22 protein-coding genes are annotated in these 24,438 nt (G+C 58.7%); 5 read left to right on the top strand and 17 right to left on the bottom strand.

What is annotated here, in order from left to right:
* Window positions 1-233 precede the first annotated feature (233 nt).
* Window positions 234-875 carry an HD domain-containing protein gene (locus tag ACW9JC_RS17820; protein ID WP_457456463.1) on the top strand — a complete coding sequence of 214 codons (642 nt, stop codon included), beginning with the start codon at window positions 234-236 and terminating at the stop codon, window positions 873-875.
* Between the two features lie 91 nt (window positions 876-966).
* On the opposite strand, the gene ACW9JC_RS17815 is transcribed toward ACW9JC_RS17820, so the two are convergent.
* The 7 genes from ACW9JC_RS17815 to ACW9JC_RS17785 all read right to left on the bottom strand — a co-directional run bounded on the left by ACW9JC_RS17815 (window position 967) and on the right by ACW9JC_RS17785 (window position 9,342).
* Entirely contained in the window at window positions 967-1,860 is an 894-nt protein-coding gene (locus tag ACW9JC_RS17815) for an ABC transporter permease subunit (protein WP_338583751.1), read from the bottom strand.
* Window positions 1,857-2,738: an ABC transporter permease subunit gene (locus ACW9JC_RS17810; protein WP_448109970.1), complete on the bottom strand. Its 882-nt coding sequence runs from the start codon at window positions 2,736-2,738 to the stop codon at window positions 1,857-1,859. Before ACW9JC_RS17810 ends, ACW9JC_RS17815 begins: the two co-directional genes overlap by 4 nt.
* 35 nt (window positions 2,739-2,773) lie before the next feature.
* Window positions 2,774-3,916, bottom strand: a complete 1,143-nt coding sequence (locus tag ACW9JC_RS17805; RefSeq protein WP_457456460.1) for an ABC transporter ATP-binding protein — start codon at window positions 3,914-3,916, stop codon at window positions 2,774-2,776.
* Between the two features lie 72 nt (window positions 3,917-3,988).
* On the bottom strand, window positions 3,989-5,086 hold the full coding sequence (locus ACW9JC_RS17800) for a polyamine ABC transporter substrate-binding protein (RefSeq protein WP_457456458.1): 1,098 nt from the start codon (window positions 5,084-5,086) through the stop codon (window positions 3,989-3,991).
* 189 nt (window positions 5,087-5,275) lie between these two features.
* A complete protein-coding gene (locus ACW9JC_RS17795) occupies window positions 5,276-6,388 on the bottom strand; it encodes a polyamine ABC transporter substrate-binding protein (protein WP_338583754.1) in 1,113 nt (370 codons plus the stop codon).
* Window positions 6,389-6,560: 172 nt separating this feature from the next.
* Window positions 6,561-7,925: an aspartate aminotransferase family protein gene (locus tag ACW9JC_RS17790; protein WP_457456456.1), complete on the bottom strand. Its 1,365-nt coding sequence runs from the start codon at window positions 7,923-7,925 to the stop codon at window positions 6,561-6,563.
* Between the two features lie 58 nt (window positions 7,926-7,983).
* Window positions 7,984-9,342: a glutamine synthetase family protein gene (locus tag ACW9JC_RS17785; RefSeq protein ID WP_338583756.1), complete on the bottom strand. Its 1,359-nt coding sequence runs from the start codon at window positions 9,340-9,342 to the stop codon at window positions 7,984-7,986.
* Between the two features lie 678 nt (window positions 9,343-10,020).
* Between ACW9JC_RS17785 and ACW9JC_RS17780 the strand changes: the two genes are divergently transcribed.
* Together ACW9JC_RS17780 and ACW9JC_RS17775 are read left to right on the top strand one after the other, a co-directional pair.
* Window positions 10,021-11,397 (top strand): glutamine synthetase family protein, encoded by a 1,377-nt coding sequence (locus ACW9JC_RS17780; protein ID WP_160386188.1) that lies wholly within the window; start codon window positions 10,021-10,023, stop codon window positions 11,395-11,397.
* A gap of 225 nt (window positions 11,398-11,622) precedes the next feature.
* Window positions 11,623-12,255, top strand: a complete 633-nt coding sequence (locus ACW9JC_RS17775; RefSeq protein WP_457456453.1) for a TetR/AcrR family transcriptional regulator — start codon at window positions 11,623-11,625, stop codon at window positions 12,253-12,255.
* Window positions 12,256-12,448: 193 nt separating this feature from the next.
* On the opposite strand, the gene ACW9JC_RS17770 is transcribed toward ACW9JC_RS17775, so the two are convergent.
* The 9 genes from ACW9JC_RS17770 to ACW9JC_RS17730 form a co-directional block, all read right to left on the bottom strand.
* Complete coding sequence (locus ACW9JC_RS17770) at window positions 12,449-12,664, bottom strand: TOBE domain-containing protein (protein ID WP_007967989.1); 216 nt, start codon at window positions 12,662-12,664, stop codon at window positions 12,449-12,451.
* Window positions 12,665-12,697: 33 nt separating this feature from the next.
* Complete coding sequence (gene ssuB / locus ACW9JC_RS17765; protein ID WP_095196294.1) at window positions 12,698-13,504, bottom strand: aliphatic sulfonates ABC transporter ATP-binding protein; 807 nt, start codon at window positions 13,502-13,504, stop codon at window positions 12,698-12,700.
* The gene (gene ssuC, locus ACW9JC_RS17760; RefSeq protein WP_056854057.1) at window positions 13,501-14,283 is read right to left on the bottom strand and encodes an aliphatic sulfonate ABC transporter permease SsuC; all 783 of its coding nucleotides are present in this window, start codon (window positions 14,281-14,283) and stop codon (window positions 13,501-13,503) included. The genes ssuB and ssuC overlap by 4 nt, the downstream gene beginning before the upstream one ends.
* Window positions 14,284-14,291: 8 nt before the next feature.
* Window positions 14,292-15,440: an FMNH2-dependent alkanesulfonate monooxygenase gene (gene ssuD, locus ACW9JC_RS17755; RefSeq protein WP_457456451.1), complete on the bottom strand. Its 1,149-nt coding sequence runs from the start codon at window positions 15,438-15,440 to the stop codon at window positions 14,292-14,294.
* Between the two features lie 39 nt (window positions 15,441-15,479).
* Window positions 15,480-16,445 carry a sulfonate ABC transporter substrate-binding protein gene (locus ACW9JC_RS17750; RefSeq protein WP_448109714.1) on the bottom strand — a complete coding sequence of 322 codons (966 nt, stop codon included), beginning with the start codon at window positions 16,443-16,445 and terminating at the stop codon, window positions 15,480-15,482.
* A 91-nt stretch (window positions 16,446-16,536) separates the two neighbouring features.
* Window positions 16,537-17,130 carry an NADPH-dependent FMN reductase gene (ssuE, locus tag ACW9JC_RS17745; protein WP_338583761.1) on the bottom strand — a complete coding sequence of 198 codons (594 nt, stop codon included), beginning with the start codon at window positions 17,128-17,130 and terminating at the stop codon, window positions 16,537-16,539.
* Window positions 17,131-17,434: 304 nt separating this feature from the next.
* Window positions 17,435-18,073 (bottom strand): peroxiredoxin, encoded by a 639-nt coding sequence (locus ACW9JC_RS17740; protein ID WP_338583762.1) that lies wholly within the window; start codon window positions 18,071-18,073, stop codon window positions 17,435-17,437.
* Between the two features lie 295 nt (window positions 18,074-18,368).
* Window positions 18,369-19,709, bottom strand: coding sequence for an OprD family porin (locus ACW9JC_RS17735; RefSeq protein WP_457456448.1), 1,341 nt, complete (start codon window positions 19,707-19,709; stop codon window positions 18,369-18,371).
* 418 nt (window positions 19,710-20,127) lie between these two features.
* Window positions 20,128-21,462, bottom strand: a complete 1,335-nt coding sequence (locus ACW9JC_RS17730; RefSeq protein ID WP_457456446.1) for an OprD family outer membrane porin — start codon at window positions 21,460-21,462, stop codon at window positions 20,128-20,130.
* 353 nt (window positions 21,463-21,815) lie between these two features.
* Here ACW9JC_RS17730 and tauA point away from each other — a divergent pair, with 353 nt between their 5' ends.
* Window positions 21,816-22,805: a taurine ABC transporter substrate-binding protein gene (gene tauA / locus ACW9JC_RS17725; protein WP_457456444.1), complete on the top strand. Its 990-nt coding sequence runs from the start codon at window positions 21,816-21,818 to the stop codon at window positions 22,803-22,805.
* A gap of 131 nt (window positions 22,806-22,936) precedes the next feature.
* Here tauA and argA read toward each other — a convergent pair whose 3' ends face one another.
* Entirely contained in the window at window positions 22,937-24,235 is a 1,299-nt protein-coding gene (gene argA, locus ACW9JC_RS17720; protein ID WP_075946396.1) for an amino-acid N-acetyltransferase, read from the bottom strand.
* Between argA and ACW9JC_RS17715 the strand changes: the two genes are divergently transcribed.
* Window positions 24,206-24,438: hypothetical protein (locus ACW9JC_RS17715; RefSeq protein ID WP_457456442.1), on the top strand; the 233-nt coding region annotated here is incomplete at its 3' end. The two genes, argA and ACW9JC_RS17715, sit on opposite strands and share 30 nt — an antisense overlap.

Below are 24,438 nucleotides of genomic sequence, written 5' to 3'. Positions count from 1 at the left end.
AACGATGACGCGGGCTGCCTGGATGAACGCGGCGCCTTCACGCCCATCGCGAGCAGGCTCGCTCCTACAGGGTCTGCATGCACCCTAGCCAATCCAGGTCCAACAAGCGAGGCTGGCGCGATATGCATGTTCATTGGCCGGGATCGCAGCCATGGATCGATTGTCCGGTTTCAGGGGGGCGAACAGACTGGACACCTCAGCGCCGCCACGGCGCTCACCATGAGGAAACTCCCATGAGCACCACCATTGCCGGTATCAAAATTCCCGACAGCGCATTGGCCAAAGCCACCACCGAATACATCCGTGATGTCGAGTCCGACCTGCTTTATCACCACTCGCGTCGCGTCTTTCTGTTCGGTGCGCTGAGCGGTGAACGCAAGCAACTGGCCTATAACCCTGAGTTGTTGTACGTCGGCGCGATGTTCCATGACCTGGGCCTGGTGGAAGGTCACCGCACAGACAACGAGCGTTTCGAAGTCGATAGCGCCAATGCCGCCAAAGCGTTCCTTCAGCCGTACGGCTTTTCGGATGACGATATCGAGCAAGTGTGGCTGTCGATTGCTCTGCACACTACACCGAATGTGGTGCACCACCTGCGCCCCAACGTGGCACTGGTGACCGCCGGCGTTGAAATGGATGTGCTGGGTATCGACTACGCAGCATTTCCCACCGTGCAGCGCGAAGCGGTGGTGCATGCGCATCCACGGGGTGAAGGGTTCAAGGAGTGCATCCTCTGCGCGTTCGCCAACGGCTTCAAACACAAGCCGGACACAACGTTCGGTACGGTGAATGCTGACGTGCTGGTGGACAGCGAACCGGGCTTCAAGCCGATGAACTTCGTTGAGATCATCCGCAAGTCGCCTTGGATTGCATAGTCCTGAAAATCAAAAGATCGCAGCCTGCGGCAGCTCCTACCGGAGTACACATTCCTCTGTAGGAGCTGCCGTAGGCTGCGATCTTTTGCTGTTACGCCGCTTCCGGCGCCTGTTGCGCGCGGCGCACGTCCGGCTGTTTCCACGAGTCGGCTGCGCTTTCCTCGATGGCTTGCTGAATCGCACGCTTGCGGCTTTCTTCTGCGCGACGGCTGAAGAACCACACCAGGAAAGTCATCAGCGAGACCGCCAGCAGAATCAGGCTGGCCACGGCGTTGATCTCAGGCTTCACGCCCAGACGCACCGCCGAGAACACTTCCATCGGCAAGGTCGTGGAACCCGGACCCGACACGAAGCTCGCCAGCACCAGGTCATCCAGCGACAGAGCGAACGACATCATGCCGCCCGCGCCCAGCGATGGCGCGATCATCGGGATGGTGATCAGGAAGAACACCTTCCACGGCCGCGCACCGAGGTCCATGGCCGCCTCTTCGATGGACAGGTCCAGCTCACGCAAGCGCGCCGAGACCACCACCGCCACATACGCCGCACAGAACGTGGTGTGAGCGATCCAGATCGTGACGATGCCGCGCTCCTGTGGCCAACCGATCATCTGCGCCATCGCCACGAACAGCAGCAACAGCGACAGACCGGTGATCACTTCCGGCATTACCAACGGCGCCGTCACCAGGCCGCCGAACAGCGTGCGGCCCTTGAAGTGCGTGATGCGGGTCAGGACGAATGCCGCCAATGTACCCAGCGCCACCGCTGCAACTGCCGTGTAGCAGGCGATTTCCAGCGAGCGCACCACCGAGCCCATCAGTTGGGTGTTGTCGAGCAGGCCGACGTACCACTTGATCGACCAGCCCCCCCACACCGTCACCAGTTTCGAGGCGTTGAACGAGTAGATCACCAGGATCAGCATCGGCGCGTAGATGAACAGCAGACCCAGTACCAGCATCAGGCTGGAGAAACGGAAGCGCTTCATTCTTTACCCTCCATTTCCTTGGCCTGACTGCGGTTGAACAGAATGATCGGCACAATCAGGATCGCCAGCATCACTACCGCCAGGGCGGACGCCACCGGCCAGTCACGGTTGTTGAAGAACTCTTGCCAGAGCACTTTACCGATCATCAGGGTTTCCGGACCGCCGAGCAGTTCCGGGATCACAAACTCACCCACCACCGGGATGAACACCAGCATGCAGCCGGCGATGATGCCGTTCTTGGACAGCGGGATGGTGATCTTCCAGAAGCTGTTGAAGGTACTCGAACCGAGGTCGGAGGCGGCTTCCAGCAAACTGTTGTCGTGCTTCACGAGGTTGGCGTACAGCGGCAGGATCATGAACGGCAGGTACGAATAGACGACGCCGATGTACACCGCGAGGTTGGTGTTGAGGATCTGCAGCGGTTCGTTGATCCAGCCCATGCTCATCAGAAAACCGTTGAGCAGGCCGTTGTTGCTGAGAATGCCCATCCACGCGTAAACGCGGATCAGGATCGCGGTCCAGGTGGGCATCATGATCAGCAACACCAGCACCGTTTGCATCTCTTTGCGGGCGCTGGCGATGGCGTAGGCCATCGGGTAGCCGATCACCAGACAGAGGATGGTGCTGATCAGCGCCATCTTCAACGAGCCGAGGTACGCGGCGATGTACAACTCGTCGCCGGCCAGCATCGCGTAATTGCCAAGGTTCAGCAGCAGCTGCAATTTCTGTTCGGCGTAGCTGTAGATTTCGGTGTACGGCGGGATGGCCACGTCGGCTTCGGCGAAGCTGATCTTCAGGACGATGAAGAACGGCAACATGAAGAACAGGAACAGCCAGATGAAGGGAACCCCGATGACCAGTTGGCGGCCACCGGGAATTATTCGATTGAGGCGGCGTTTGAATTTGCGCATGTTCATGAGCGAAGTACCACGCCGCTGTCGTCTTCCCAGTACACGTAAACCTGGTCACCCCAGGTTGGGCGCTGGCCACGGCGCTCGGCGTTGGCGACGAACGACTGGACGATCTTGCCGCTCGGCAATTCAACGTAGAACACCGAGTGACCGCCGAGGTAGGCGATGTCGTGGACCTTGCCGCTGGACCAGTTGTACTGGCAGGTCGGCATGTCAGCGGTGACCAGCAGCTTCTCCGGACGGATCGCGTAGGTGACCGACTTGTCCTGCACCGAAGTGCTGATGCCGTGGCCAACGTAGATCTGATGGTCCATGTCTTTGCAGGTAATGATCGCGTGGCCTTCGGCGTCGTCGATCACTTCGCCTTCGAAGATGTTCACGTTACCGATAAATTCGCAGACCAGGCGGCTGGTCGGGGTTTCGTAGATGTCGATCGGGCTGCCGATCTGGGCGATCCAGCCCAGGTGCATGATCGCGATGCGCTCGGCCATGGTCATGGCCTCTTCCTGGTCGTGGGTCACCATGACGCAGGTTACGCCGACGCGCTCGATGATCTCGACCAGCTCCAGCTGCATTTGCGAGCGCAGTTTTTTATCCAGTGCACCCATCGGTTCGTCGAGCAACAGCAGCTTCGGTCGCTTGGCCAGCGAACGGGCCAGGGCCACACGCTGACGCTGGCCGCCGGACAACTGATGCGGCTTGCGCTTGGCGTACTGGCTCATCTGCACCAGCTTGAGCATGTCGGCCACGCGAGCATCGACTTCAGCGGCAGGCAGTTTGTCCTGCTTGAGGCCGAAGGCGATGTTCTGCGCCACGGTCATGTGCGGGAACAAGGCGTAGGACTGGAACATCATGTTGATCGGCCGCTCGTATGGCGGCATGTCAGTGATGTCTACGCCATCGAGGAAAATGCGCCCCTCCGTGGGCCGTTCGAAACCTGCGAGCATGCGCAGCAAGGTGGATTTGCCCGATCCCGAACCGCCGAGCAGGGCGAAAATCTCGCCTTTCTTGATTTCCAGGGACACATCGTCCACGGCAATCGTCTCGTCGAACTTCTTCGTGACCCGGTCGATTTTGACCAGCACCTGTTTAGGTGACTGGTCGCCCTCGAGGGCTTTCTTATAGGCGCCGGAGGCAACTGCCATTTACGAAACTCCCAGAAAAAAGAGTGCAGTTCGCTCAAGGTGAGCCAACTTTGGATAGTTTGAGCCTTGAAGCTATTTACCCGACTTGACCTTGGTCCAGCTGCGGGTCATTAAACGTTGAATATTCGGTGGCAACTCGATGGACACGTAGGTCTTGTCGAGTACGGCCTGCGGTGGATAAACCGCTTCGTCGGTGCGTATGGACTGTTCCATCAGTTTGTCCGACCCAGGGTTAGGGTTGGCATAGCCGACGTAATCACTGACCTGGGCGATCACCTCAGGTTTCAGCAAATAGTTGATGAACGCGTGCGCCTCTTTGACGTTGGCCGAGTCTTTAGGAATCGCCAGCATGTCGAACCATAGTGCGCCGCCTTCCTTGGGAATCGAGTACACGATGTCTACGCCTTTCTTGGCTTCAGCAGCGCGGTTGCGGGCCTGGAACATGTCGCCGGAGAACCCGATCGCGACGCAGATATCGCCGTTGGCCAGGTCCGCGATGTATTTGGAAGAGTGGAAATACGTCACGTAAGGCCGCACCGCGAGCAACTTGGCTTCGGCCTTTTTGTAGTCTTCAGGGTTGGTGCTGTTGGCATCCAGGCCCATGTAGTTGAGGACCGTAGGCATCATCTCGTCGGCGGAGTCGAGGAACGCCACGCCGCATTTGCTCAGCTTCTTGATGTTTTCCGGCTCGAACACCGCAGCCCAGGAATCGATTTTGTCGACGCCCAGCGCAGCCTTGACCTTTTCAGGGTTGTAACCGATGCCGTTGGTGCCCCACAGATACGGCACGGCGTACAGGTTGCCCGGATCGTTCTGCTCCAGACGCTTGAGCAATACAGGGTCGAGGTTCGAGTAGTTCGGCAGCTGCGACTTGTCGAGCTTCTGGAACGCGCCGGCCTTGATCTGCTTGCCGAGGAAGTGGTTGGACGGCACGACCACGTCGTAACCGGTACGACCGGCCAGCAACTTGCCTTCCAGGGTTTCGTTGGAGTCAAACACGTCATAGACCGGTTTGATGCCGGTCTCTTTCTGGAAGTCGGCCAGGGTGGTCTCACCGATGTAATCCGACCAGTTATAAATATGCACGGTGCCGGCGGCCTGAACACTGGCGACAAGCGTCAGTCCGGCGCCGAACAGCATGGCATTGCGCAACAAAGAAAAAATAGGCAAGTGGAGGTCCTCTAAAAGTTAGTTGGGCCCAAGTTGCCCCGCGTTACATGACAACCGTGGTTGCCCAGCAACAAAACCGGCGCGCAACTTACCCTCGAAAAACCGTTCCAGCAAAACTTTCTGTCATTTAATTACACCTGCTGCCGCCATCGCACAGACGACGGCAACAGGTTGTTCCATCAAACCGGCTTATTTACCGGATTTGATCTTGGTCCAGCTGCGAGTCAGGATCCGCTGGGTCGCGGCCGGCAAGTCGGCAATCGCGTACAGCTTGGCCAGCACGTCTGCCGGCGGGTAGATGCCTGGATCGCTGGTGATGTCTTTATCAACCAACGCAGTGGCAGCCGCGTTACCGTTCGGGAAACGCACGGCGTTGGTGATTTCAGCCATGATTTCCGGCTTCTGCAGGAAGGTCATGAACTTGTAGGCACCTTCGACGTTTTCGGCATCTTTAGGGATGGCGACCATGTCGTAGAAGCTGCCGGCACCTTCTTTCGGAATGTTGTAGCTGACTTTCACCTTGTCACCGGCTTCAGCCGCGCGGGACTTGGCCTGGTAAATGTCACCCGAGTAACCCACGGCCACGCAGATGTTGCCGTTGGCCAGGTCGGAGATGTACTTGGACGAGTGGAAGTAGGCGATCGAAGGACGGACCTTCATGATCAGCGCTTCAGCCTTGTCGATGTCTTCTTTCTTCTGGCTGTCGGTTGGCAGGCCCAGGTAGTGCAGCGCCACCGGAATCATCTCGGTTGGCGAATCCAGCAGGCTGATGCCGCAGGACTTCAGCTTGGCGGCGTTTTCAGGCTTGAAGATCAGGTCCCAGGAATCGACCGGTGCGTCGGCACCTAGTGCAGCCTTGACCTTCTCGGCGTTGTAGCCGATGCCGATCGAGCCCCACATGTACGGGAAAGCGTGTTCGTTGCCCGGGTCACTGACCGATACCGCCTTGAGCAGGTCGGTGTTCAGGTTTTTCCAGTTAGGCAGTTTGGACTTGTCCAGCTTCTGGTAGACGCCAGCCTTGATCTGCTTGGCCAGGAAGTTGTTCGACGGTACGACGATGTCGTAGCCGGACTTGCCTGCCAGCAACTTGGCTTCCAGGGTTTCGTTACTGTCGAAAACGTCGTAGACCACTTTGATGCCCGACTCGTCTTCAAACTTCTTGATGGTGTCCGGAGCGATGTAATCGGACCAGTTATAGACGTGCAACACCTTGTCGTCCGCCTGAACCGCGCCCGCCATAATGCCCATCAGGGACATGGCGAGAAGAGTCTTGCCAGCAAGCTTTTTGCCTAATGCCTTCATGCGTTAATGCTCCAAATTTTTCTTTTTTGAACCACTTTGTTCAGCGGCCGAACCCCGACAACTGGAACCGCGGCTAGTCTGGCAAGATCCGAGGCGGTCTTTCAAGAAAAGGCCAACCTTTCTGACGTTCCCAAGCGAAGGTGCCGCGGCGCCTTCGCTCAGAGCCTAGCACTTAGCCCTGCAATGCACTCAGGGTCAGGTCCAGGCACTTGCGTGCCTTGGCGACCAACTCATCGATTTCCGCAGGCGTGATCACCAGCGGCGGCGCGATGATCATGGTGTCGCCGACGGCGCGCATGATCAGGCCGTTATCGAAGCAGAACTGCCGGCAGATCATGCCGACGCCCTTGCCTTCGTAGCGCTTGCGTGTGGCCTTGTCCTGAACCAGTTCGATGGCCCCCAACAGACCCACCCCACGAACTTCCCCCACCAACGGGTGATCGTTCAGTTCCCGCAGACGTTTCTGCAAATACGGTGCCGTTTCTGTCTGCACACGCTCGACAATTTTTTCTTCGCGCAGGATGCGGATGTTTTCCAGTGCCACGGCAGCGGCCACCGGGTGCCCGGAGTAGGTGAAACCGTGGTTGAAGTCGCCGCCTTCGTTGAGCACGTCGACCACTTCGTCACGCACGATCAGGCCACCCATCGGGATGTAGCCGGAGGTCAGGCCTTTGGCGATGGTCATCATGTCGGGCTTGAGGCCGTAGAAATCGGTACCGAACCACTCACCGGTACGACCAAAACCACAGATCACTTCGTCAGCCACGAACAGGATGTCGTACTTGGCGAGGATTTCCTTGATGCGCGGCCAGTAGCTGTCTGGCGGAATGATCACGCCGCCGGCGCCCTGGATCGGCTCGGCAATAAAGGCACCGACGTTGTCGACGCCGACTTCCAGAATCTTCTCTTCCAGCTGATTGGCAGCCCAGATCCCGAACTCGTCCGGAGTCATGTCGCCACCTTCGGCGAACCAGTACGGCTGGGCGATGTGGACGATGCCCGGGATCGGCAAGTCGCCTTGTTCGTGCATGTAGGTCATGCCACCGAGGCTCGCGCCGGCCACGGTGGAACCGTGGTAGCCGTTCTTGCGGCTGATGATGACTTTCTTCTTCGGCTGGCCCTTGATCGCCCAGTAGTGGCGGACCATACGCAGCATGGTGTCGTTGCCTTCGGAACCGGAACCGGTGAAGAACACGTGGTTCATGCCTTCAGGCGCGATGTCGGAGATGGCCTTGGCCAGTTCCAGCACCGGTGGGTGAGCGGTCTGGAAGAACAGGTTGTAGTAAGGCAGTTCGCGCATTTGCTTGGCGGCGGCATCGGCCAACTCGTCACGACCGTAACCGATCGCCACGCACCACAGGCCGGCCATGCCGTCGAGGATCTGGTTGCCCTCGCTGTCCCACAGGTACACGCCCTTGGCGGTGGTGATGATCCGCGGGCCTTTCTCTTTCAGCTGCTTGAAGTCGCTGAACGGGGCCAGGTGGTGATCGTTGCTCAGGGTTTGCCATTCACGGGTTTGCGGGTTGTTGCTGGTCATACGAATCTCCTAAAAAATCAGGTGAAGGCGCTGCCCGAAAACGGCAGCGCCCGGCGCATCAGACGGCGAATAGCAGGAATTCCCGTTCCCACGAACTGATCACGCGCTTGAAGTTTTCATGCTCGGCCCGCTTGACCGCGACGTAGCCAGTAATGAAATTTTTGCCCAGGTATTTCTCGATGGTCTTGCTGTTTTCCATGCGTTCCAGCGCGTCTTCGATGGTCAGTGGCAGGCGCAGGTTGCGGCGCTCATAGCCACGGCCCACCACCGGTGCGCTCGGGTTCAGGCCTTCGACCATGCCGATGTAACCGCAGAGCAGGCTCGCGGCAATCGCCAGGTACGGGTTGGCATCGGCACCCGGCAGGCGGTTTTCCACCCGACGGTTTTGCGGGCCGGCATCTGGCACCCGCAGGCCCACGGTGCGGTTCTCTTCGCCCCATTCCACGTTTACCGGTGCCGAGGTGTCCGGCAGGAAGCGGCGGAACGAGTTCACGTTGGGTGCGAACAGCGGCAACAACTCGGGAATCAGTTTCTGCAAGCCACCGATGTGGTGCAGGAACAACTGGCTCATGGTCCCGTCTTCATTGGAGAAGATGTTCTTGCCGGTCTCGATGTCGATGATGCTCTGGTGCAAATGCATGGCGCTGCCCGGCTCACCGGTCATGGGCTTGGCCATGAAGGTGGCGGCCACGTCGTGCTTGAGCGCGGCTTCGCGCATGGTGCGCTTGAACACCAGGATCTGGTCGGCCAGGGACAAGGCATCGCCATGACGGAAGTTGATTTCCATCTGCGCCGTGCCGTCCTCGTGGATCAGCGTGTCGAGGTCCAGCTCCTGCAATTCGCACCAGTCGTAGACGTCTTCGAACAACGGATCGAATTCGTTCGCCGCTTCGATGGAGAACGACTGGCGACCGGTTTCCGGGCGACCGGAACGGCCGATTGGCGGTTGCAACGGGTAGTCCGGGTCGTCGCTGCGCTTGGTCAGGTAGAACTCCATTTCCGGCGCCACGATCGGCTGCCAGCCCTTGTCGGCATAGAGTTTCAGGACCTTCTTGAGCACGTTGCGCGGCGACAGCTCAATCGGGTTGCCCTGCTTGTCGTAAGTGTCGTGGATAACGATGGCGGTCGGCTCGATGGCCCAAGGCACCACGTACACCGCGCTCTGGTCGGGGCGGCAGATCATGTCGATGTCGGCCGGGTCGAGCAGTTCGTAATAGATGTCGTCTTCGACGTAATCGCCGGTCACGGTCTGCAACAGCACACTCTCTGGCAGACGCATGCCTTTTTCGGCGATGAATTTGTTGGTCGGCGAAATCTTGCCCCGGGTGATCCCGGTCAAGTCGGCGATCATGCATTCGACTTCTGTGATCTTGTGGTCTTTCAACCAATCGGTGAGCTGGTCGAGGTTGTGACTCATAAATGCCTCTAGGCTTTGAGTTTCCCGACTCTCGGGAGTCAGGCGATGTTTGACGCATCGGCGTCACGTTGGAATGCGTGTCTACGACAGGCTATCGTGTTTTTCCAGGCAGCCCGATAAACACCGGGCGTGCAGAATCACGAGCGGTGCCCTGCGCAATGGCCGAGCCGCTATTGTGAATCGGTTCTATATTGAATGGAGTAACCGTAATGGGTGTGCCATCTCGAACGTCCAGAATATCGGACGGGGATGGTCGATCCGCCGGGGAAGCAAGGATCGCCGCCAGGCCAGAAGCCGCTGAGACCTTAGCACTGACGCAGATGTCGCCACTGATGTGGCAAGCATGCAGACCGTTCTGCACAGAGCAGTCGGTGAGGCCGATTAACGGCAGGCGAGACATGAAGCACCCCGGTATTATTGCTGTTATGGGTTTGATTCGAGCTTAGCCTTGTTCATTTTTTTACACAACACCCCCGTAAAAAATACAACACGGCCCGCTCAACTGTGCGGGTACCCAGCCGTCCGAGGGCAGAAAAATGCCCCAAAGTGCCCCATAAATGCCCTTGCGGCGCTTTTTCAGGGCATAAAAGGCCTCGCTTGACTTCGGCAGGCCGTTCGGGTTGACTGAAACCAGAAAAGATCAATGATTGATATTTTTAACAACAAAGGTGTTGCATCATGTCGGTACCCCCGCGTGCCGTTCAGCTTAACGAAGCGAACGCGTTCCTTAAGGAACATCCTGAGGTTCTGTACGTTGACCTTCTGATTGCGGATATGAATGGTGTGGTGCGCGGCAAGCGCATTGAACGCACCAGCCTCCACAAGGTTTACGAGAAAGGCATCAACCTGCCGGCCTCTCTATTTGCTCTGGATATCAACGGCTCGACGGTGGAAAGCACCGGCCTGGGCCTGGACATCGGTGATGCTGACCGAATCTGCTATCCAATTCCCGACACCCTGTGCAACGAGCCATGGCAGAAGCGCCCGACCGCGCAACTGTTGATGACCATGCACGAACTCGAAGGTGAACCCTTCTTCGCTGACCCGCGTGAAGTGCTGGCCAATGTCGTGCGCAAGTTCGACGAAATGGGCCTGACCATCTGCGCCGCGTTCGAACTGGAGTTCTACCTGATCGACCAGGAGAACGTGAACGGTCGACCGCAACCTCCTCGCTCGCCGGTTTCCGGCAAACGTCCGCACTCGACACAGGTCTACCTGATCGACGACCTCGACGAATACGTCGACTGCCTCCAGGACATTCTGGAAGGTGCGAAAGAGCAAGGCATTCCGGCCGACGCGATCGTCAAGGAAAGTGCCCCGGCGCAGTTCGAAGTGAACCTGCACCACGTGGCCGACCCGATCAAGGCCTGCGACTATGCAGTCTTGCTCAAGCGCCTGATCAAGAACATCGCCTACGACCATGAAATGGACACCACCTTCATGGCCAAGCCTTATCCGGGCCAGGCGGGTAATGGTCTGCACGTCCACATCTCGATTCTCGACAAAGATGGCAAGAATATTTTTGCCAGTGAGGATCCCGAGCAGAACGCCGCACTGCGTCACGCGATCGGCGGTGTGCTCGAGACCCTACCGGCGCAGATGGCTTTCCTCTGCCCGAACGTCAACTCGTACCGTCGTTTCGGCGCACAGTTCTACGTGCCGAACTCGCCGTGCTGGGGCCTGGACAACCGTACCGTCGCGATCCGCGTACCGACCGGTTCTGCCGATGCCGTGCGTATCGAGCATCGTGTCGCCGGTGCCGACGCCAACCCGTACTTGCTGATGGCTTCGGTCCTGGCGGGCGTGCACCACGGTCTGACCAACAAGGTCGAGCCGGGCGCTCCGGTGGAAGGCAACAGCTACGAGCAGAACGAGCAAAGCCTGCCAAACAACCTGCGTGATGCACTGCGCGAGCTGGACGACAGCGAAGTCATGGCCAAGTACATCGATCCGAAATACATCGATATCTTCGTCGCGTGCAAAGAGAGCGAGCTGGAGGAGTTCGAACACTCCATCTCCGACCTTGAGTACAACTGGTATCTGCATACTGTTTAATCGGTTGCAGTAGAAAAAACGCCGCCGGCTGTTGAAGCCTGTGGCGTTTTTTTATGGCCGCCTTCGGAGGATCGCTGGCAAGCCAGCTCCCACAGTGTCTTGTAGCGCACGCGGATATCGCGTCCACAACAGATCCTTGTGGGAGCTGGCTTGCCAGCGATGGCGGCCGACGAGACAACACACAACCCTGCTCGTACAATGCCCGCTGCCCCGCAGGAGACTTCAATGACACGCGTAGCCACTCCCCGCAAACCCCGCGCACGCAGCCAGGCGCGAATCGATTCGATCCTCGATGCCGCGCGCACATTGCTGGCCGCCGAGGGCGTGGCCAGCCTGTCGATCTACAGCGTTGCCGAGCGTGCGGAGATTCCGCCCTCCTCCGTCTACCATTTTTTCGCCAGTGTCCCGGCGCTGCTTGAAGCGCTGACCGCCGACGTCCACGCCGCCTTCCGCGCCTGCCTGCAAGCGCCCATCGACCACGATGCATTGAGCGGTTGGCGTGACCTGTCGCGGCTGGTGGAGCAACGCATGCTCGACATCTACGGTGAGGATGCCGCCGCGCGCCAGCTGATCCTGGCCCAGCACGGCCTGACCGAAGTCACCCAGGCCGACCGCCAGCACGACATCGAACTGGGCGACCTGATGCACAAGCTATTCGATCACCATTTCGAATTGCCGAAGTTGCCGGGGGATGTGGATGTGTTTGCGCTGGCCATGGAGCTCGGGGATCGTGTCTACGCGCGCTCGGTGCAACAGCACGGGCAGATCACGCCGCGCATGGCCGAGGAAGGGATGCGGGTGTTTGATGCTTACCTTGGGCTTTATCTCCCGCCGTATCTGCCAAAGCGAGATCTCTAGCGCGACCACCGGCCTCATCGCTGGCAAGCCAGCTCCCACAGGGAGCTTCAGTGAATGCAGCATCTGTGAACGACAAATAAATTTGTGGGAGCTGGCTTGCCAGCGATGGCGGCACCACCGATCTCAAAGAATCACACGCACAAAAAACCCCGAAGGGCTAAAACCCTTCGGGGTTGCTGTTTGCGCGCACGGTTTACAACTTGGCGATCGACACCTCGGTGGATTTCACGAAGGCGATCACTTCGCTGCCAACCGCCAGTTCCAGCTCTTTCACCGAGCGGGTGGTGATCACTGAAGTGACGATGCCGGAGGCGGTCTGCACGTCGATTTCCGACAGCACGTCACCGAGGACGATTTCCTTGATGGAGCCTTTGAACTGGTTACGCACGTTGATGGCTTTGATAGTCATGATGTTGATTCCTGTCGTTGGATAAGACTTGAGTTATTGAGCCCAGCGCAATTGCGTTGGCAACGGTGAAACAGGTTCCGGTTCCGGCGGTTGGCCCGGCAGTGACAGCACACGATTGAGCACTTCGGTTTCCAGCGCCGCCAGCCGATGGGAACCACGGACCCGAGGGCGCGGCAGTTCCACGTGCAGGTCGAGGCCGACTTCGCCGTCTTCGATGAGGATCACCCGATCGGCGATTGCCACGGCTTCACTGACGTCGTGGGTCACCAGCAACACGGTAAAACCATGCTGTTGCCAGAGCCGTTCGATCAGTTGCTGCATCTCGATTCTGGTCAGTGCATCCAGCGCGCCCAAAGGCTCGTCGAGCAATAGCAGACGCGGTTGATGAATCAGCGCGCGGGCCAGTGCCACACGTTGCTTCTGCCCACCGGACAACGCCGCCGGCCACTCGTTGGCGCGATCCGCCAGACCGACCGCTTCCAGCGCTTCCAAAGCCTTGGGACGCCAGTTGCCCTTGAGCCCGAGGCCGACGTTGTCGATGATCTTTTTCCACGGCAGCAGACGTGCTTCCTGGAACATCAGCCGGGTGTCTTCCCGCGCTTCGCTCAACGGTGCAGAACCGGCCAGCAGCTCACCGCCCGTAGGCTGATCAAGCCCGGCCAGCAAGCGCAGCAAAGTACTTTTGCCACAGCCGCTGCGACCGACCACGGCGACGAATTGCCCCGCCGGAATATGCAGATCGATCTCGCGCAGCACCTGCCGCGAACCGAAGGTTTTTTGCAGTTTGCGCACGGCCAGCGGAATCCCGCGCAGCAGGCGTGGAGGTTGTTGAGCAGTCATGCGGCACCTCCTTTTACAACCTGATAGGCCGGATGCCAGCGCAGCCACACGCGTTCAAGTCCACGGGCCGCGAGGTCGGCCAGCTTGCCGAGCACCGCGTACATCAGGATCGCCAGCACCACCACGTCGGTCTGCAAGAATTCCCGGGCATTCATCGCCAGGTAGCCAATGCCGGAGCTGGCGGAAATGGTTTCCGCGACGATCAGCGTCAACCACATGAACCCCAACGCGAAACGCACACCGACCAGAATCGAAGGCAACGCACCCGGCAGGATCACCTGGCGGAACAGGCTGAAACCGGACAAGCCGTAGCTGCGTGACATTTCCACCAACGCCGGATCGACGTTGCGGATGCCGTGATAGGTGTTGAGGTAGATCGGGAACAAGGTGCCCAACGCCACCAGGAAAATCTTTGCCGACTCGTCGATGCCGAACCACAGGATCACCAGCGGAATCAGCGCCAGGTGCGGCACGTTACGGATCATTTGCACCGAGCTGTCGAGCAGGCGCTCGCCCCATTTCGACAGGCCGGTGATGAAGCCCAGGGTCAGGCCAATGCCGCCGCCGATGGCGAAGCCCAGCGCCGCGCGCCAGCCGCTGATTGCCAGGTGCGTCCAGATTTCGCCACTGCGCACCAGACTCACGCCGGCTTCGATCACGGCGATCGGTGCCGGCAGAATCCGCGTCGACAACCAGCCCGCCGACACCGACAACTGCCACACCGCCAGCAGCAACACCGGCAACGCCCAGGGCGCGAGACTGTGGATGATTTTCTTCATGGCGCGCCTCAGCTCTGCGACGCGGCTTTGGGAAGAATGTCGTTGGCGACCATCTCGCCGAACGGGCTGACGTAACCGGCGCTTTTCGGCAACTCGGGACGTTCGATATCGAGGTGCGGGAACAGCAACTCGGCAACGCGATACGACTCTTCAAGGTGTGGATAACCGGAGAAGATGAAGGTGTCGATGCCCAGGTCCGCGTACTCCTTCACGCGTGCTGCTACGGTCGGACCATCACCCACCAGCGCCGTACCGGCACCGCCACGCACCAGGCCGACACCGGCCCAAAGGTTCGGGCTGACTTCCAGGTTGTCGCGGCTGCCGCCGTGCAGTGCCGCCATGCGTTGCTGGCCCACGGAATCGAAGCGCGCCAAGGACGCCTGGGCACGGGCGATGGTTTCGTCGTCCAGGTGCGAGATCAGTCGGTCCGCCGCTTGCCAGGCCTCGGCATTGGTTTCACGAACGATCACATGCAGGCGAATGCCGAAGCGCACGGTACGACCGAACTTGGCGGCTTTCGCACGCACCTGTGCAATCTTCTCGGCCACGGCGGCCGGTGGCTCGCCCCAGGTCAGGACCATTTCCACCTGCTCTGCCGCAAGATCCTGCGCCGCTTCCGACGAGCCGCCGAAATACAACGGCGGACGCGGTTGCTGGATCGGCGGATAGAGCAGCTTGGCGCCCTTCACGCTGATGTGCTGGCCGTCGTAATCAACGGTTTCGCCTTCCAGCACGCGGCGCCAGATGCGGGTGAATTCCACCGAAGCCTGATAGCGCTCTTCGTGAGTCAGGAACAGACCGTCGCCGGCCAATTCTTCCGGATCACCGCCCGTGACCAGGTTGAACAGCGCACGACCGCCGGACAAGCGATCAAGTGTCGCGGCCTGACGCGCCGCTACCGTCGGGGAAATGATCCCGGGGCGCAGGGCGACCAGAAATTTCAAACGCTGGGTCACCGGGATCAGCGACGCCGCCACCAGCCACGAGTCTTCGCAGGAACGGCCGGTGGGAATCAGCACGCCGCCGAAACCCAGTCGATCCGCCGCCTGCGCGACTTGTTGCAGGTAACCGTGGTCGACGGCGCGAGCGCCTTCGGCGGTGCCAAGGTAATGGCCGTCGCCGTGGGTAGGCAGGAACCAGAAGATATTGAGGCTCATGGAGTGGTCTCCTTGGGGAATCGATTTGCTGGGCTTTGGTTATTGAGCTTTGGCAACGGCCGCCGGTGGCGTCCAGATCACGTCTTTGATGCTCAACGGCTTTGGAATCAGCTTGAGCTGGTAGAAGCTGTCAGCGATTTTCTGCTGCGCGGCGACCACTTCCGGGGTGAGGAACAGCGCACCGTAGCCTTGGCGTTTCACCGAAGTCAGGGTGATGTCCGCCGGCAGGCCGAGCAGTGGCGAGACCTGTTTGGTCACGTCTTCCGGGTTGGCCTTGGACCATTCACCGACCGCGCGCACTTCATCCACGAGGGTCTTGATCACCTCGGGATTTTTCTGCGCATAAGGCTTGGTCGCGAGATAGAACTGATGGTTGTCGACGATGCCTTTCCCATCGCGCAGGGTGCGCGCTTGCAGTTGCTGTTCGGCGGCCGCCTGGTACGGGTCCCAGATGACCCAGGCGTCGACACTGCCACGCTCGAACGCGGCGCGGGCGTCGGCCGGCGGCAGGAATACGGTCTGGATATCGGTGTACTTGAGACCGGCGTCTTCCAGCGCACGCACCAGCAGGTAGTGCACGTTGGAGCCTTTGTTCAGCACGACTTTCTTGCCCTTGAGCTCGGCCACCGATTTGATCGGCGAGTCCTTCGGCACCAGGATCGCTTCGCTGTGAGGCGCTGGCGGTTCGTAGGCGACATAGAGCAAATCAGCACCGGCCGCTTGAGCGAACACTGGCGGTGTTTCGCCGGTGACGCCGAAGTCGATCGAGCCGACGTTCAGGCCTTCGAGCAGTTGCGGGCCGCCGGGGAATTCAGTCCATTGCACGTCCACGCCTTGGGCGGCGAGGCGTTTTTCCAGGGTGCCTTTGGCTTTGAGCAGCACCAGGGTGCCGTATTTCTGATAGCCGATACGCAGTGTTTCAGCTTGAGCTTGAGTAATGGCGCCGAAGGTGACAGCCGCAGCAAACAGAGCGACCAGACCACGACGCAAAATGACAGGGCGCATGGCGCTCTCCTTTTTGCAGTAGGGTTTTTGGCTGCACCTGCTTGCCCGTTAGCGGGCGAGTAAGGCCAGTTACATAAAATTTGGGTAAGGCTTAAATGCTCCAGCGAGCAGTCAACAAACGATCATTCAACAGGTTCGGATCGAGCGGCTTCGGCCGTCGCGCCATGGCGCTGAAAAACAACTCCAGCGACTCATTCAATCTTTGCTCCAGCTCTGGCGCCAACTGCGCTTGCGCACTGCCTTCGCCATAAGCGATCTGGCTGTCGACGGCGAAAATCCCCTGCAACAGTTCCTGGGCTTTCAACGCCGACAGCACTGGCTTGAGCGCGTAATCCACCGCCAGCATGTGAGCGATGCTGCCCCCGGTCGCCATCGGCAGAACCACTTTGTGGCTCAGGGCGCGCTCGGGCAGCAAATCCAGCACGGTTTTCAACGCACCGGAGAACGAAGCTTTGTAGACCGGCGTGGCAATCAGCAAGCCATCGGCGTTTTCAATCTGTTGCAACAGGTCGATCACTTTGGGGCTGTCGAAGCGTGCATGCAGCAAGTCTTCGGCCGGGAAGTCCCGCACCTGGTAACTCACCACTTCCACACCCTGCCCTTGCAACCAACGCTGGGAGCGCTCCAGCAACACCCCGGAACGGGAGCGTTGGCTGGGACTGCCACCGAGTGAGACGACCAGCATTCAGACGATTCCTTGAACGGTGTTGGCGATTCGCGATTTGCGATCTCGCTTCGATGGAGTGACCTTAACAGGTGATTTATATATCCATAAATCATATTTATTCATTTGGTTATTCGTTTAAGAGATATACAAATTCAATTCTTTCAGGCAAAAAAACAGGCCGTCGAAACGGCCTGAAATCCCCTGCTTTTTGCTGATCGTTCCCACGCTCTGCGTGGGAATGCATCCATGGACGCTCCGCGTCCTCAGTGACGCAGAGCGTCACGGGCGGCGTTCCCACGCAGAGCGTGGGAACGATCACTCTTCAACGATTCGGCTGCGGCGTCAGGCGCAGGTACGGTTTAACCGCACGATAGCCCTTGGGAAAGCGCTGTTTGATTTCGTCTTCATCCTTGAGTGACGGCACGATCACCACCTCATCACCGTCCTGCCAGTTGGCCGGGGTAGCCACCTTGTAGTTGTCGGTGAGTTGCAGCGAATCGATCACCCGCAGGATTTCATTGAAGTTACGGCCGGTGCTGGCTGGATAGGTGATGGTCAACCGGACCTTTTTGTTCGGGTCGATCACGAACAGCGAACGCACCGTCAGGGTGTCGTTGGCATTGGGGTGGATCAGGTCGTAGAGGTCCGAGACCTTGCGGTCGGCGTCGTCGAGGATCGGGAAGTTGACGACGGTGTTCTGGGTTTCGTTGATGTCTTCGATCCATTTGTGGTGCGAATCCACTGGGTCGACGGACAGCGCGATGGCCTTGACCCCACGCTTGGCGAATTCATCTTTCAACTTGGCGGTGAAGCCCAACTCGGTGGTGCACACCGGCGTGAAGTCCGCCGGGTGGGAAAACAGCACACCCCAGCTATCGCCCAGCCACTGGTGGAAACGGATGGTACCGGCGCTGGAATCCTGTTCGAAATCGGGGGCGATATCGCCGAGTCTGATACCCATGGTGTGCTGCTCCTTTTGAGTTCTGGTTGAGCCCACTGTGCCTGTGTTTTTTATCTATTAAAAAGAATAAATATCGATTTATTTAGATCCAAACGAAATATTAAAGATCTGTTCACTGGACGTGGTCACGCATCCCGCCGAACATCGGCCCCAAGGTTCGAGAAGGCCTTGAGTTGCTGCAAAAGAGGGGAATTTCGAGGCGGGATTACGGGGGTGACTCCGTCTTGAAAACGCAAAAGCCCCGCCCGGCGTGATGCCGGGCGGGGCTTTTTTTACGTCAGTTAGGCGAGCGCTATTACAACAGCGGGATCGAGTAGCTGACGATCAGGCGGTTTTCGTCCTGGGAACGGGTGTTCGGCAGGTCGGTGCGCCAGGTGGCGTTTTTCCACATCAGGCCGAGGTTCTTCAGTGCGCCGGACTGGACAACGTAACCCACGGTCAGGTCGCGTTCCCACTCGGAAGCACCGTTAGCGGCTTGGCGACCGGCAGCGTTCACCGTGTCGATGTCGTCGCCGTGCAGGTAAACCACACCTGCCGTCAGGCCAGGTACGCCGACCTTGGCAAAGTCAAAGGAGTAGCGCGCCTGCCAGGTTTTCTCGCCGGCACGACCGAACTTCTGGATTTGCGCGTCGGTGATGGTGTAGTTCGACGAACCGTCGCCCTGGTTCAGCCAAGGGAAGTCGCTGCTGCCGTTGCTGACCTGATAACCGCCACCGAAGGTGTGACCGGCCACGGTGTACAGGAACAGGCCGCTGTACAGGTTGTTGTCGACTTTGCCTTTACCGTTAGGCGCGTTGTAGTTGCCGGTGCTGTAGTACAGCGGATCGTGACCGTTGGCGCCGTCGTCGGAGCTGTTGAAGTAACGCAGGTCGGACTTCAGTACGCCCGGGCCGATTGCCCAGTTATGAACCAGACCCAGGAAGTGCTGTTTGTAGAAGTCTTCCAGGTTGCCGTAGTAGTACTGCGCAGTCAGGTCCTTGGTGAGTTTGTAGTCACCACCGGCGTAGATGAACTTGTTGCTATTGATGGTGCGTGGGGAAGCACCGTTGATAGACATCTGTTCATTGTTGCTGGAGTTGCGGCCCTTGACGTGCTCGATCTGGCCACCCGTCAGAGTCAGGTCCTTGATCTCGCCGGAAGTGATCTGACCGCCTTCCCAGGTTTGCGGCAGCAGGCGACCGTCGTTGGTCACGATGACCGGCAGTTTCGGCTGCAAGGTACCCAGCTTCAGCTCAGTCTGGGAAATCTTGGCCTTGGCGGTCAGGCCCAGGCTGGAGAAGTTATCAACTGCTTCGCCATTGGATTTGCTTGGGAAAACAGTACCGCCGTAAGCAGCGGTGTTCGCTGCACCGTTGGTACCACCGCCCGAATCCAGCTTCACGCCCAACAGGCCGATCGCATCGATACCGAAGCCGACAGTGCCTTGGGTGTAACCGGAGATAAAACGCAGATCGAAGCCTTGGCCCCATTCTTCGTTTTTGTTCGGGACGTTGCCGGTGCCATCACGGAAGTCCTGGTTGATGTAGAAGTTGCGCAGCCCCAGAGTAGCCTTGCTGTCTTCGATGAAACCGGCGGCGCTTGCTTGCTGCGCCAAAACCCCTACGGCCACAGCCAGGGCCAAGGTGGACTTGTTCATTTGTTTCGCTCCTATCGTTTTCTAATTCTTGTGCTGCTGGTCCTGGGTCGAATGCCCTGGATCCACAGACGCGCCATTCGCGCCGGACCGTCTGAAGCGGTCATTTTTCGGGCGCGCAGAATACCTCTTCATAATCCTAAAAAGAATCATCAAGACTGTTTTAATCGCATTGGGAAATAAGCCTCGACAGCACAGATTCGGGGTATCGGCGTGAAAGCCGATTCCTGAACTTTTTTGATCTTCGAGGGATTTGAAGCGGGGTCCGCGGCTTACGGTGCGTGTCGGACGGTCTTACTGTAATCGCTGGAGGAAAAAGCTAAAAAGAATAAAAAATACGTATCTACTATCATTATGGAATATTGAAAACCGGTCCAAAAAAAGCCCCGCCATCCGGCGAGGCTCTTTTCGCAGAACGCTATTACATGAAGCTGTAGGTGTAGTTGAAGATCAGACGGGTCTGGTCTTGGTCCGCGTTGGTATTGCCACGATAGGCACCGTGACGCAGCGTCGTGCCGAACCCTTTAAGTACGCCTGTTTGAATTACGTAGTCTACGCGAGTGTCAACTTCGCGCTCATTCAGGTCATCTCCTGTACCGTTGGTAGCCTTGATGTCCTGGCCATACAGGTAAGCCACCGAAGCTTTCAAGCCTGGTACGCCCAACGAGGCGAAGTCATAGGAGTACTGACCGTACGAGGTGTTTTCACCGGCACGGATGAAGCTGCCAACAGTGGCGTCGGTGAAGGAGTAAAAGCTGGCGCCGCCGGCACCTTCGTTGCGACCGTTGCCATCGACGACGTTGGCTTGGTTAAGGAAAACAAAGCCGCCGTCATCGTTGACACGCTGGTGACCGAGCAGGAACGCGTTGCCGCCCAGGGTGTAGGTAAACGTGGCGCTCCAAGTCTTGTTATCGACCTCGCCCGGAGTCTTGGCGTAACCGCCGTTGTTGTTGAACTGATAGCCAGCGGTGCCGTTTTTGCCATCAGAACTGCTGTCGAAATAACGAAGATCAGTCTTGAACGACTGGTTCGGCGCGATCGGGTAAACGTGCACCAGACCCAGGAAGTTCTGCTTGTAGTAGTCTTCCAGGTTCGCGTAGTAGTACTGCAGCAACAGGTCTTTGGTGACCTTCCAGTCAGCACCGGCGTAGCGGAACTGGTTGCTGTCCTGAGTACCGCCAGCCACGGCCAGGCCAGTGCTGTTGCTGGAGGCGCGACCAGTTGCGTGCTCCAACTGACCTACGTTGAAGGTCACGTTGTCGATTTCCTTCGAGGTGATGGTGCCACCTTCAAAGGTTTGCGGCAGCACACGGCTGTCGTTCGCAATCAAAATCGGCATGTTCGGCATCAGAGCACCGCCCACGTGGGCCTCTGTCTTCGAGAAGCGCGCCTTGACGTTGCCAGCCAGACGACTCCACTCATCGGTCGCCGAGCCATCGGTATCGCTCGGGCTGAATGTGTTGGGAGTGGGGTGATGGCCCTTGCCGCCGTCGAGATGGATACCGACCAACGCTTGGGCGTCGATACCGAAACCTACGACACCCTGGGTGAAGCCCGACTGGTAATCGAACTTCAGACCCTCAGCGGTCTCACGCTGGCGGTTGCCAGGGATCTTGGCGCCTTCACGGTTATCGGCGTCGAAATAATAGGTACGCGAACTAACGGATGCCTTGCTGTCTTCGATGAAACCGGCGGCGCCTGCCTGCTGCGCCAACACCCCTACGGCCACGGCCAGAGCCAAGGTGGACTTGTTCATGGTGAAGCTCCTCTAGTCTCTAATTCTTGTAGTCCTGGTTCCGGGTCAAGTGCCTGGAATCCTAAGATGCGCGATTAGCGCCGGACGGTGACTCACAAGTCAATCGTAACTATGTGTGTCTACGACCATAGTCTAATCCCCAGTTTTTTGGTCCTTGCAGGTTCACGCGCTTGTCATAAACCTGAAAAGAATTGATTCATTCTTTTCTCATACCGTTTAGGAATTTCACTCACCGGTCCGGCTCAGAGCTGCCGACTCATAAGCTAATTCCTAAAGAGTATTTGTTAGCCTTTTTTTAGATCGATTAGTTTCTGAAGCAATTCGGAAACATATCCATCTCAAAAGGCCACTCCATGTCGACCAAACGCGCACTATCCAGATCAATTGTTACAGTTTGTGTGTCGCTGATTTATTCTCTATCGGCCCACGCGACGAGCCTCACGGTTGGCTACCAGACCGGTATCGACCCCAGCAAAGTCCCCCAGGCGGATGGCCTGTACGAAAAAACCATCGGCGAGAAAATCGACTGGCGACGCTTCAACAGCGGCCCGGAAGTGGTCACTGCCATTGCGTCCGGCGATGTGCAGATCGGCAACCTCGGCTCCAGCCCTTTGGCCGCAGCGGCTTCGCGTAATTTGCCGATTGTCGCGTTCATCGTCTCTGCCCAGATCAACGCGGCCGAAGCGCTGGTGGTGCGCAATGGCAGCGGCATCGAAAAACCGCAAGATCTGATCGGCAAGACCATCGCCACGCCGTTTGTATCAACTTCTCATTACAGTTTGCTGGGTGCGCTGAAGCATTGGGGCCTGGACGCGTCGAAAGTCAACGTGGTGAACCTGCAACCGGCGGAAATCGCCGCCGCGTGGAAACGCGGGGACATTGATGGCGCGTTCGTCTGGTCGCCCGCGCTGGGGGAAATTCGCAAGACTGGCAAGACCTTGACCGATGCCGCGCAGGTCGGCCAATGGGGCGCGCCGACCTTCGAAGTCTGGGTGGCGCGCAAGGACTACGCCGAGAAGCATCCGGAGGTAATCGCCAAATTCGCCAAGGTCACCCTGGACTCGTTCGCCGACTATGCAGCGCACAAAGACACCTGGACCGCCGATTCGGTACCTGTACAGAAAATCGCCAAATTGACCGGTGCCAACGCTGCCGATGTGCCGGAATTGCTGGCTGGTTCCGCGTTCCCGGATGCCAAGGCGCAACTGACCAGCGCACTGCTGGATGGCGGCACGGCCAAGGCGATTGGCGAGACGGCGAAGTTCTTGAAGGAACAGGGGAAGGTTGAGACGGTGCTGCCGGATTACTCGCCGTATGTCAGCGCGAAGTTTGTGCAGGAATAACCCGCTGCTCCGGTCATGATCGTTCCCACGCTCTGCGTGGGAATGCAGCCCGGGACGCTCCGCGTCCCAACAATAGCCGAACGCGGAGCGTCCGTAGAGGCGTTCCCACGCAGAGCGTGGGAACGATCAAGCTACAAGGCTTTTTCGAAGATCTTCGAATTACGCTGATAGTTGTACAGCGACGCCCGCGCCGACGGCAGGCGATCAACACTACTCGGCACGAAGCCACGCTCACGGAACCAATGCGCCGTGCGGGTGGTGAGGACGAACAAGGTCTTCAGGCCCTGCGCCCGGGCACGGGTTTCGATACGCTCCAGCAACTCATCGCCACGACCGCCGTGGCGATACTCCGGGTTCACCGCCAGGCACGCCAGCTCCCCGGCATCCGAATCGGCAATCTGATACAGCGCCGCGCAGGCGATGATCATGCCTTCGCGCTCGACCACGCTGAACTGCTCGATTTCTCGCTCCAGCACTTCGCGGGAACGCCGCACCAGAATGCCCTGCTCTTCCAGCGGGCTGATCAAATCCAACAATCCACCAACGTCTTCGATGGCCGCTTCGCGCACCACTTCGAACTGCTCTTGCGCTACCAACGTACCGCCACCGTCGCGGGTGAACAGTTCGGTCAGCAGTGCGCCGTCCTCGGCATAGCTGACGATATGGCTGCGCGCCACGCCGCCACGGCACGCTTCGGCGGCGGCATCCAGCAGTTCCGCCTGATAGTTGCTGCCCAGACGCTGCAAATGCGCCGGCACCTGTTGCGGGCGCAACTCACGCACCAGCCGTCCGTTTTCGTCGATCAAGCCCAGGTCGGCGCCGAACAGCAGCAGCTTGTCCGCGCCCAGGTCGATGGCCGCGCGGGTGGCGACGTCTTCGCAGGCGAGGTTGAAGATTTCACCGGTCGGCGAGTAACCCAATGGCGATAGCAGCACGATGGAGCGCTCATCCAGCAAACGATTGATGCCTTTGCGGTCGACCCGGCGCACTTCGCCGGTGTGGTGGTAATCGACGCCTTCGAGCACGCCGATCGGCCGCGCCGTCACCAGATTGCCGCTGGCCACCCGCAGGCGCGAGCCCTGCATCGGCGAGGACGCCATGTCCATCGACAGGCGCGCTTCAATGGCGATGCGCAACTGGCCGACCGCGTCGATCACACACTCCAACGTCGCTGCATCGGTGATGCGCATGCCGTGGTGGTAATGCGGGGTCAGGCCGCGCGCAGCGAGGCGCGTTTCGATTTGCGGACGGGAACCGTGAACCAGCACCAGCCGCACACCCAGGCTGTGCAACAGCACCAGGTCGTGGACGATATTGCCGAAGTTCGGATGTTCAACGCCGTCGCCGGGCAGCATGACGACAAAGGTGCAATCGCGGTGGGCGTTGATGTAAGGCGAAGCGTGACGAAGCCAATTGACGTATTCGGGCATGAACCTGGGCCTGTAATAAATAGCAGCCGAAAAAAGGGCGAAACAGAAAACGCACAGCGGGCTGATGGTTATCGTCGGAACAGGCTTGGCGACACGCGCGCTCTCCTCATGAATACGGGTTTTGAAACTGACAAATTAATCGCGCCCCCTGTAGGAGCTGCCGAAGGCTGCGATCTTTTGATCTTAAAATCCAAAATCAAAAG

This window comes from Pseudomonas sp. SDO5591_S426, assembly GCF_054070755.1.
Note: the sequence above shows the minus strand (reverse complement) of the source record. Positions and strands in the feature narration are given on the sequence as shown.

Bases quoted from the DNA above. Each gene is read 5' to 3' on its own strand.
- ssuE (WP_338583761.1), bottom strand. From the start codon at position 17,130: ATGCTGGTCGTCTCACTCGGTGGCAGTCCCAGCCAACGCTCCCGTTCC.
- ACW9JC_RS17795 (WP_338583754.1), bottom strand. From the start codon at position 6,388: ATGAAGGCATTAGGCAAAAAGCTTGCTGGCAAGACTCTTCTCGCCATG.
- ACW9JC_RS17775 (WP_457456453.1), top strand. From the start codon at position 11,623: ATGACACGCGTAGCCACTCCCCGCAAACCCCGCGCACGCAGCCAGGCG.
- argA (WP_075946396.1), bottom strand. From the start codon at position 24,235: ATGCCCGAATACGTCAATTGGCTTCGTCACGCTTCGCCTTACATCAAC.
- ACW9JC_RS17785 (WP_338583756.1), bottom strand. From the start codon at position 9,342: ATGAGTCACAACCTCGACCAGCTCACCGATTGGTTGAAAGACCACAAG.
- ssuD (WP_457456451.1), bottom strand. From the start codon at position 15,440: ATGAGCCTCAATATCTTCTGGTTCCTGCCTACCCACGGCGACGGCCAT.
- ACW9JC_RS17780 (WP_160386188.1), top strand. From the start codon at position 10,021: ATGTCGGTACCCCCGCGTGCCGTTCAGCTTAACGAAGCGAACGCGTTC.
- ACW9JC_RS17790 (WP_457456456.1), bottom strand. From the start codon at position 7,925: ATGACCAGCAACAACCCGCAAACCCGTGAATGGCAAACCCTGAGCAAC.
- ACW9JC_RS17735 (WP_457456448.1), bottom strand. From the start codon at position 19,709: ATGAACAAGTCCACCTTGGCCCTGGCTGTGGCCGTAGGGGTTTTGGCG.
- ACW9JC_RS17770 (WP_007967989.1), bottom strand. From the start codon at position 12,664: ATGACTATCAAAGCCATCAACGTGCGTAACCAGTTCAAAGGCTCCATC.
- ACW9JC_RS17750 (WP_448109714.1), bottom strand. From the start codon at position 16,445: ATGCGCCCTGTCATTTTGCGTCGTGGTCTGGTCGCTCTGTTTGCTGCG.
- ACW9JC_RS17815 (WP_338583751.1), bottom strand. From the start codon at position 1,860: ATGAAGCGCTTCCGTTTCTCCAGCCTGATGCTGGTACTGGGTCTGCTG.
- ACW9JC_RS17730 (WP_457456446.1), bottom strand. From the start codon at position 21,462: ATGAACAAGTCCACCTTGGCTCTGGCCGTGGCCGTAGGGGTGTTGGCG.
- ACW9JC_RS17820 (WP_457456463.1), top strand. From the start codon at position 234: ATGAGCACCACCATTGCCGGTATCAAAATTCCCGACAGCGCATTGGCC.
- ssuB (WP_095196294.1), bottom strand. From the start codon at position 13,504: ATGACTGCTCAACAACCTCCACGCCTGCTGCGCGGGATTCCGCTGGCC.
- ACW9JC_RS17740 (WP_338583762.1), bottom strand. From the start codon at position 18,073: ATGGGTATCAGACTCGGCGATATCGCCCCCGATTTCGAACAGGATTCC.
- ACW9JC_RS17805 (WP_457456460.1), bottom strand. From the start codon at position 3,916: ATGGCAGTTGCCTCCGGCGCCTATAAGAAAGCCCTCGAGGGCGACCAG.
- tauA (WP_457456444.1), top strand. From the start codon at position 21,816: ATGTCGACCAAACGCGCACTATCCAGATCAATTGTTACAGTTTGTGTG.
- ssuC (WP_056854057.1), bottom strand. From the start codon at position 14,283: ATGAAGAAAATCATCCACAGTCTCGCGCCCTGGGCGTTGCCGGTGTTG.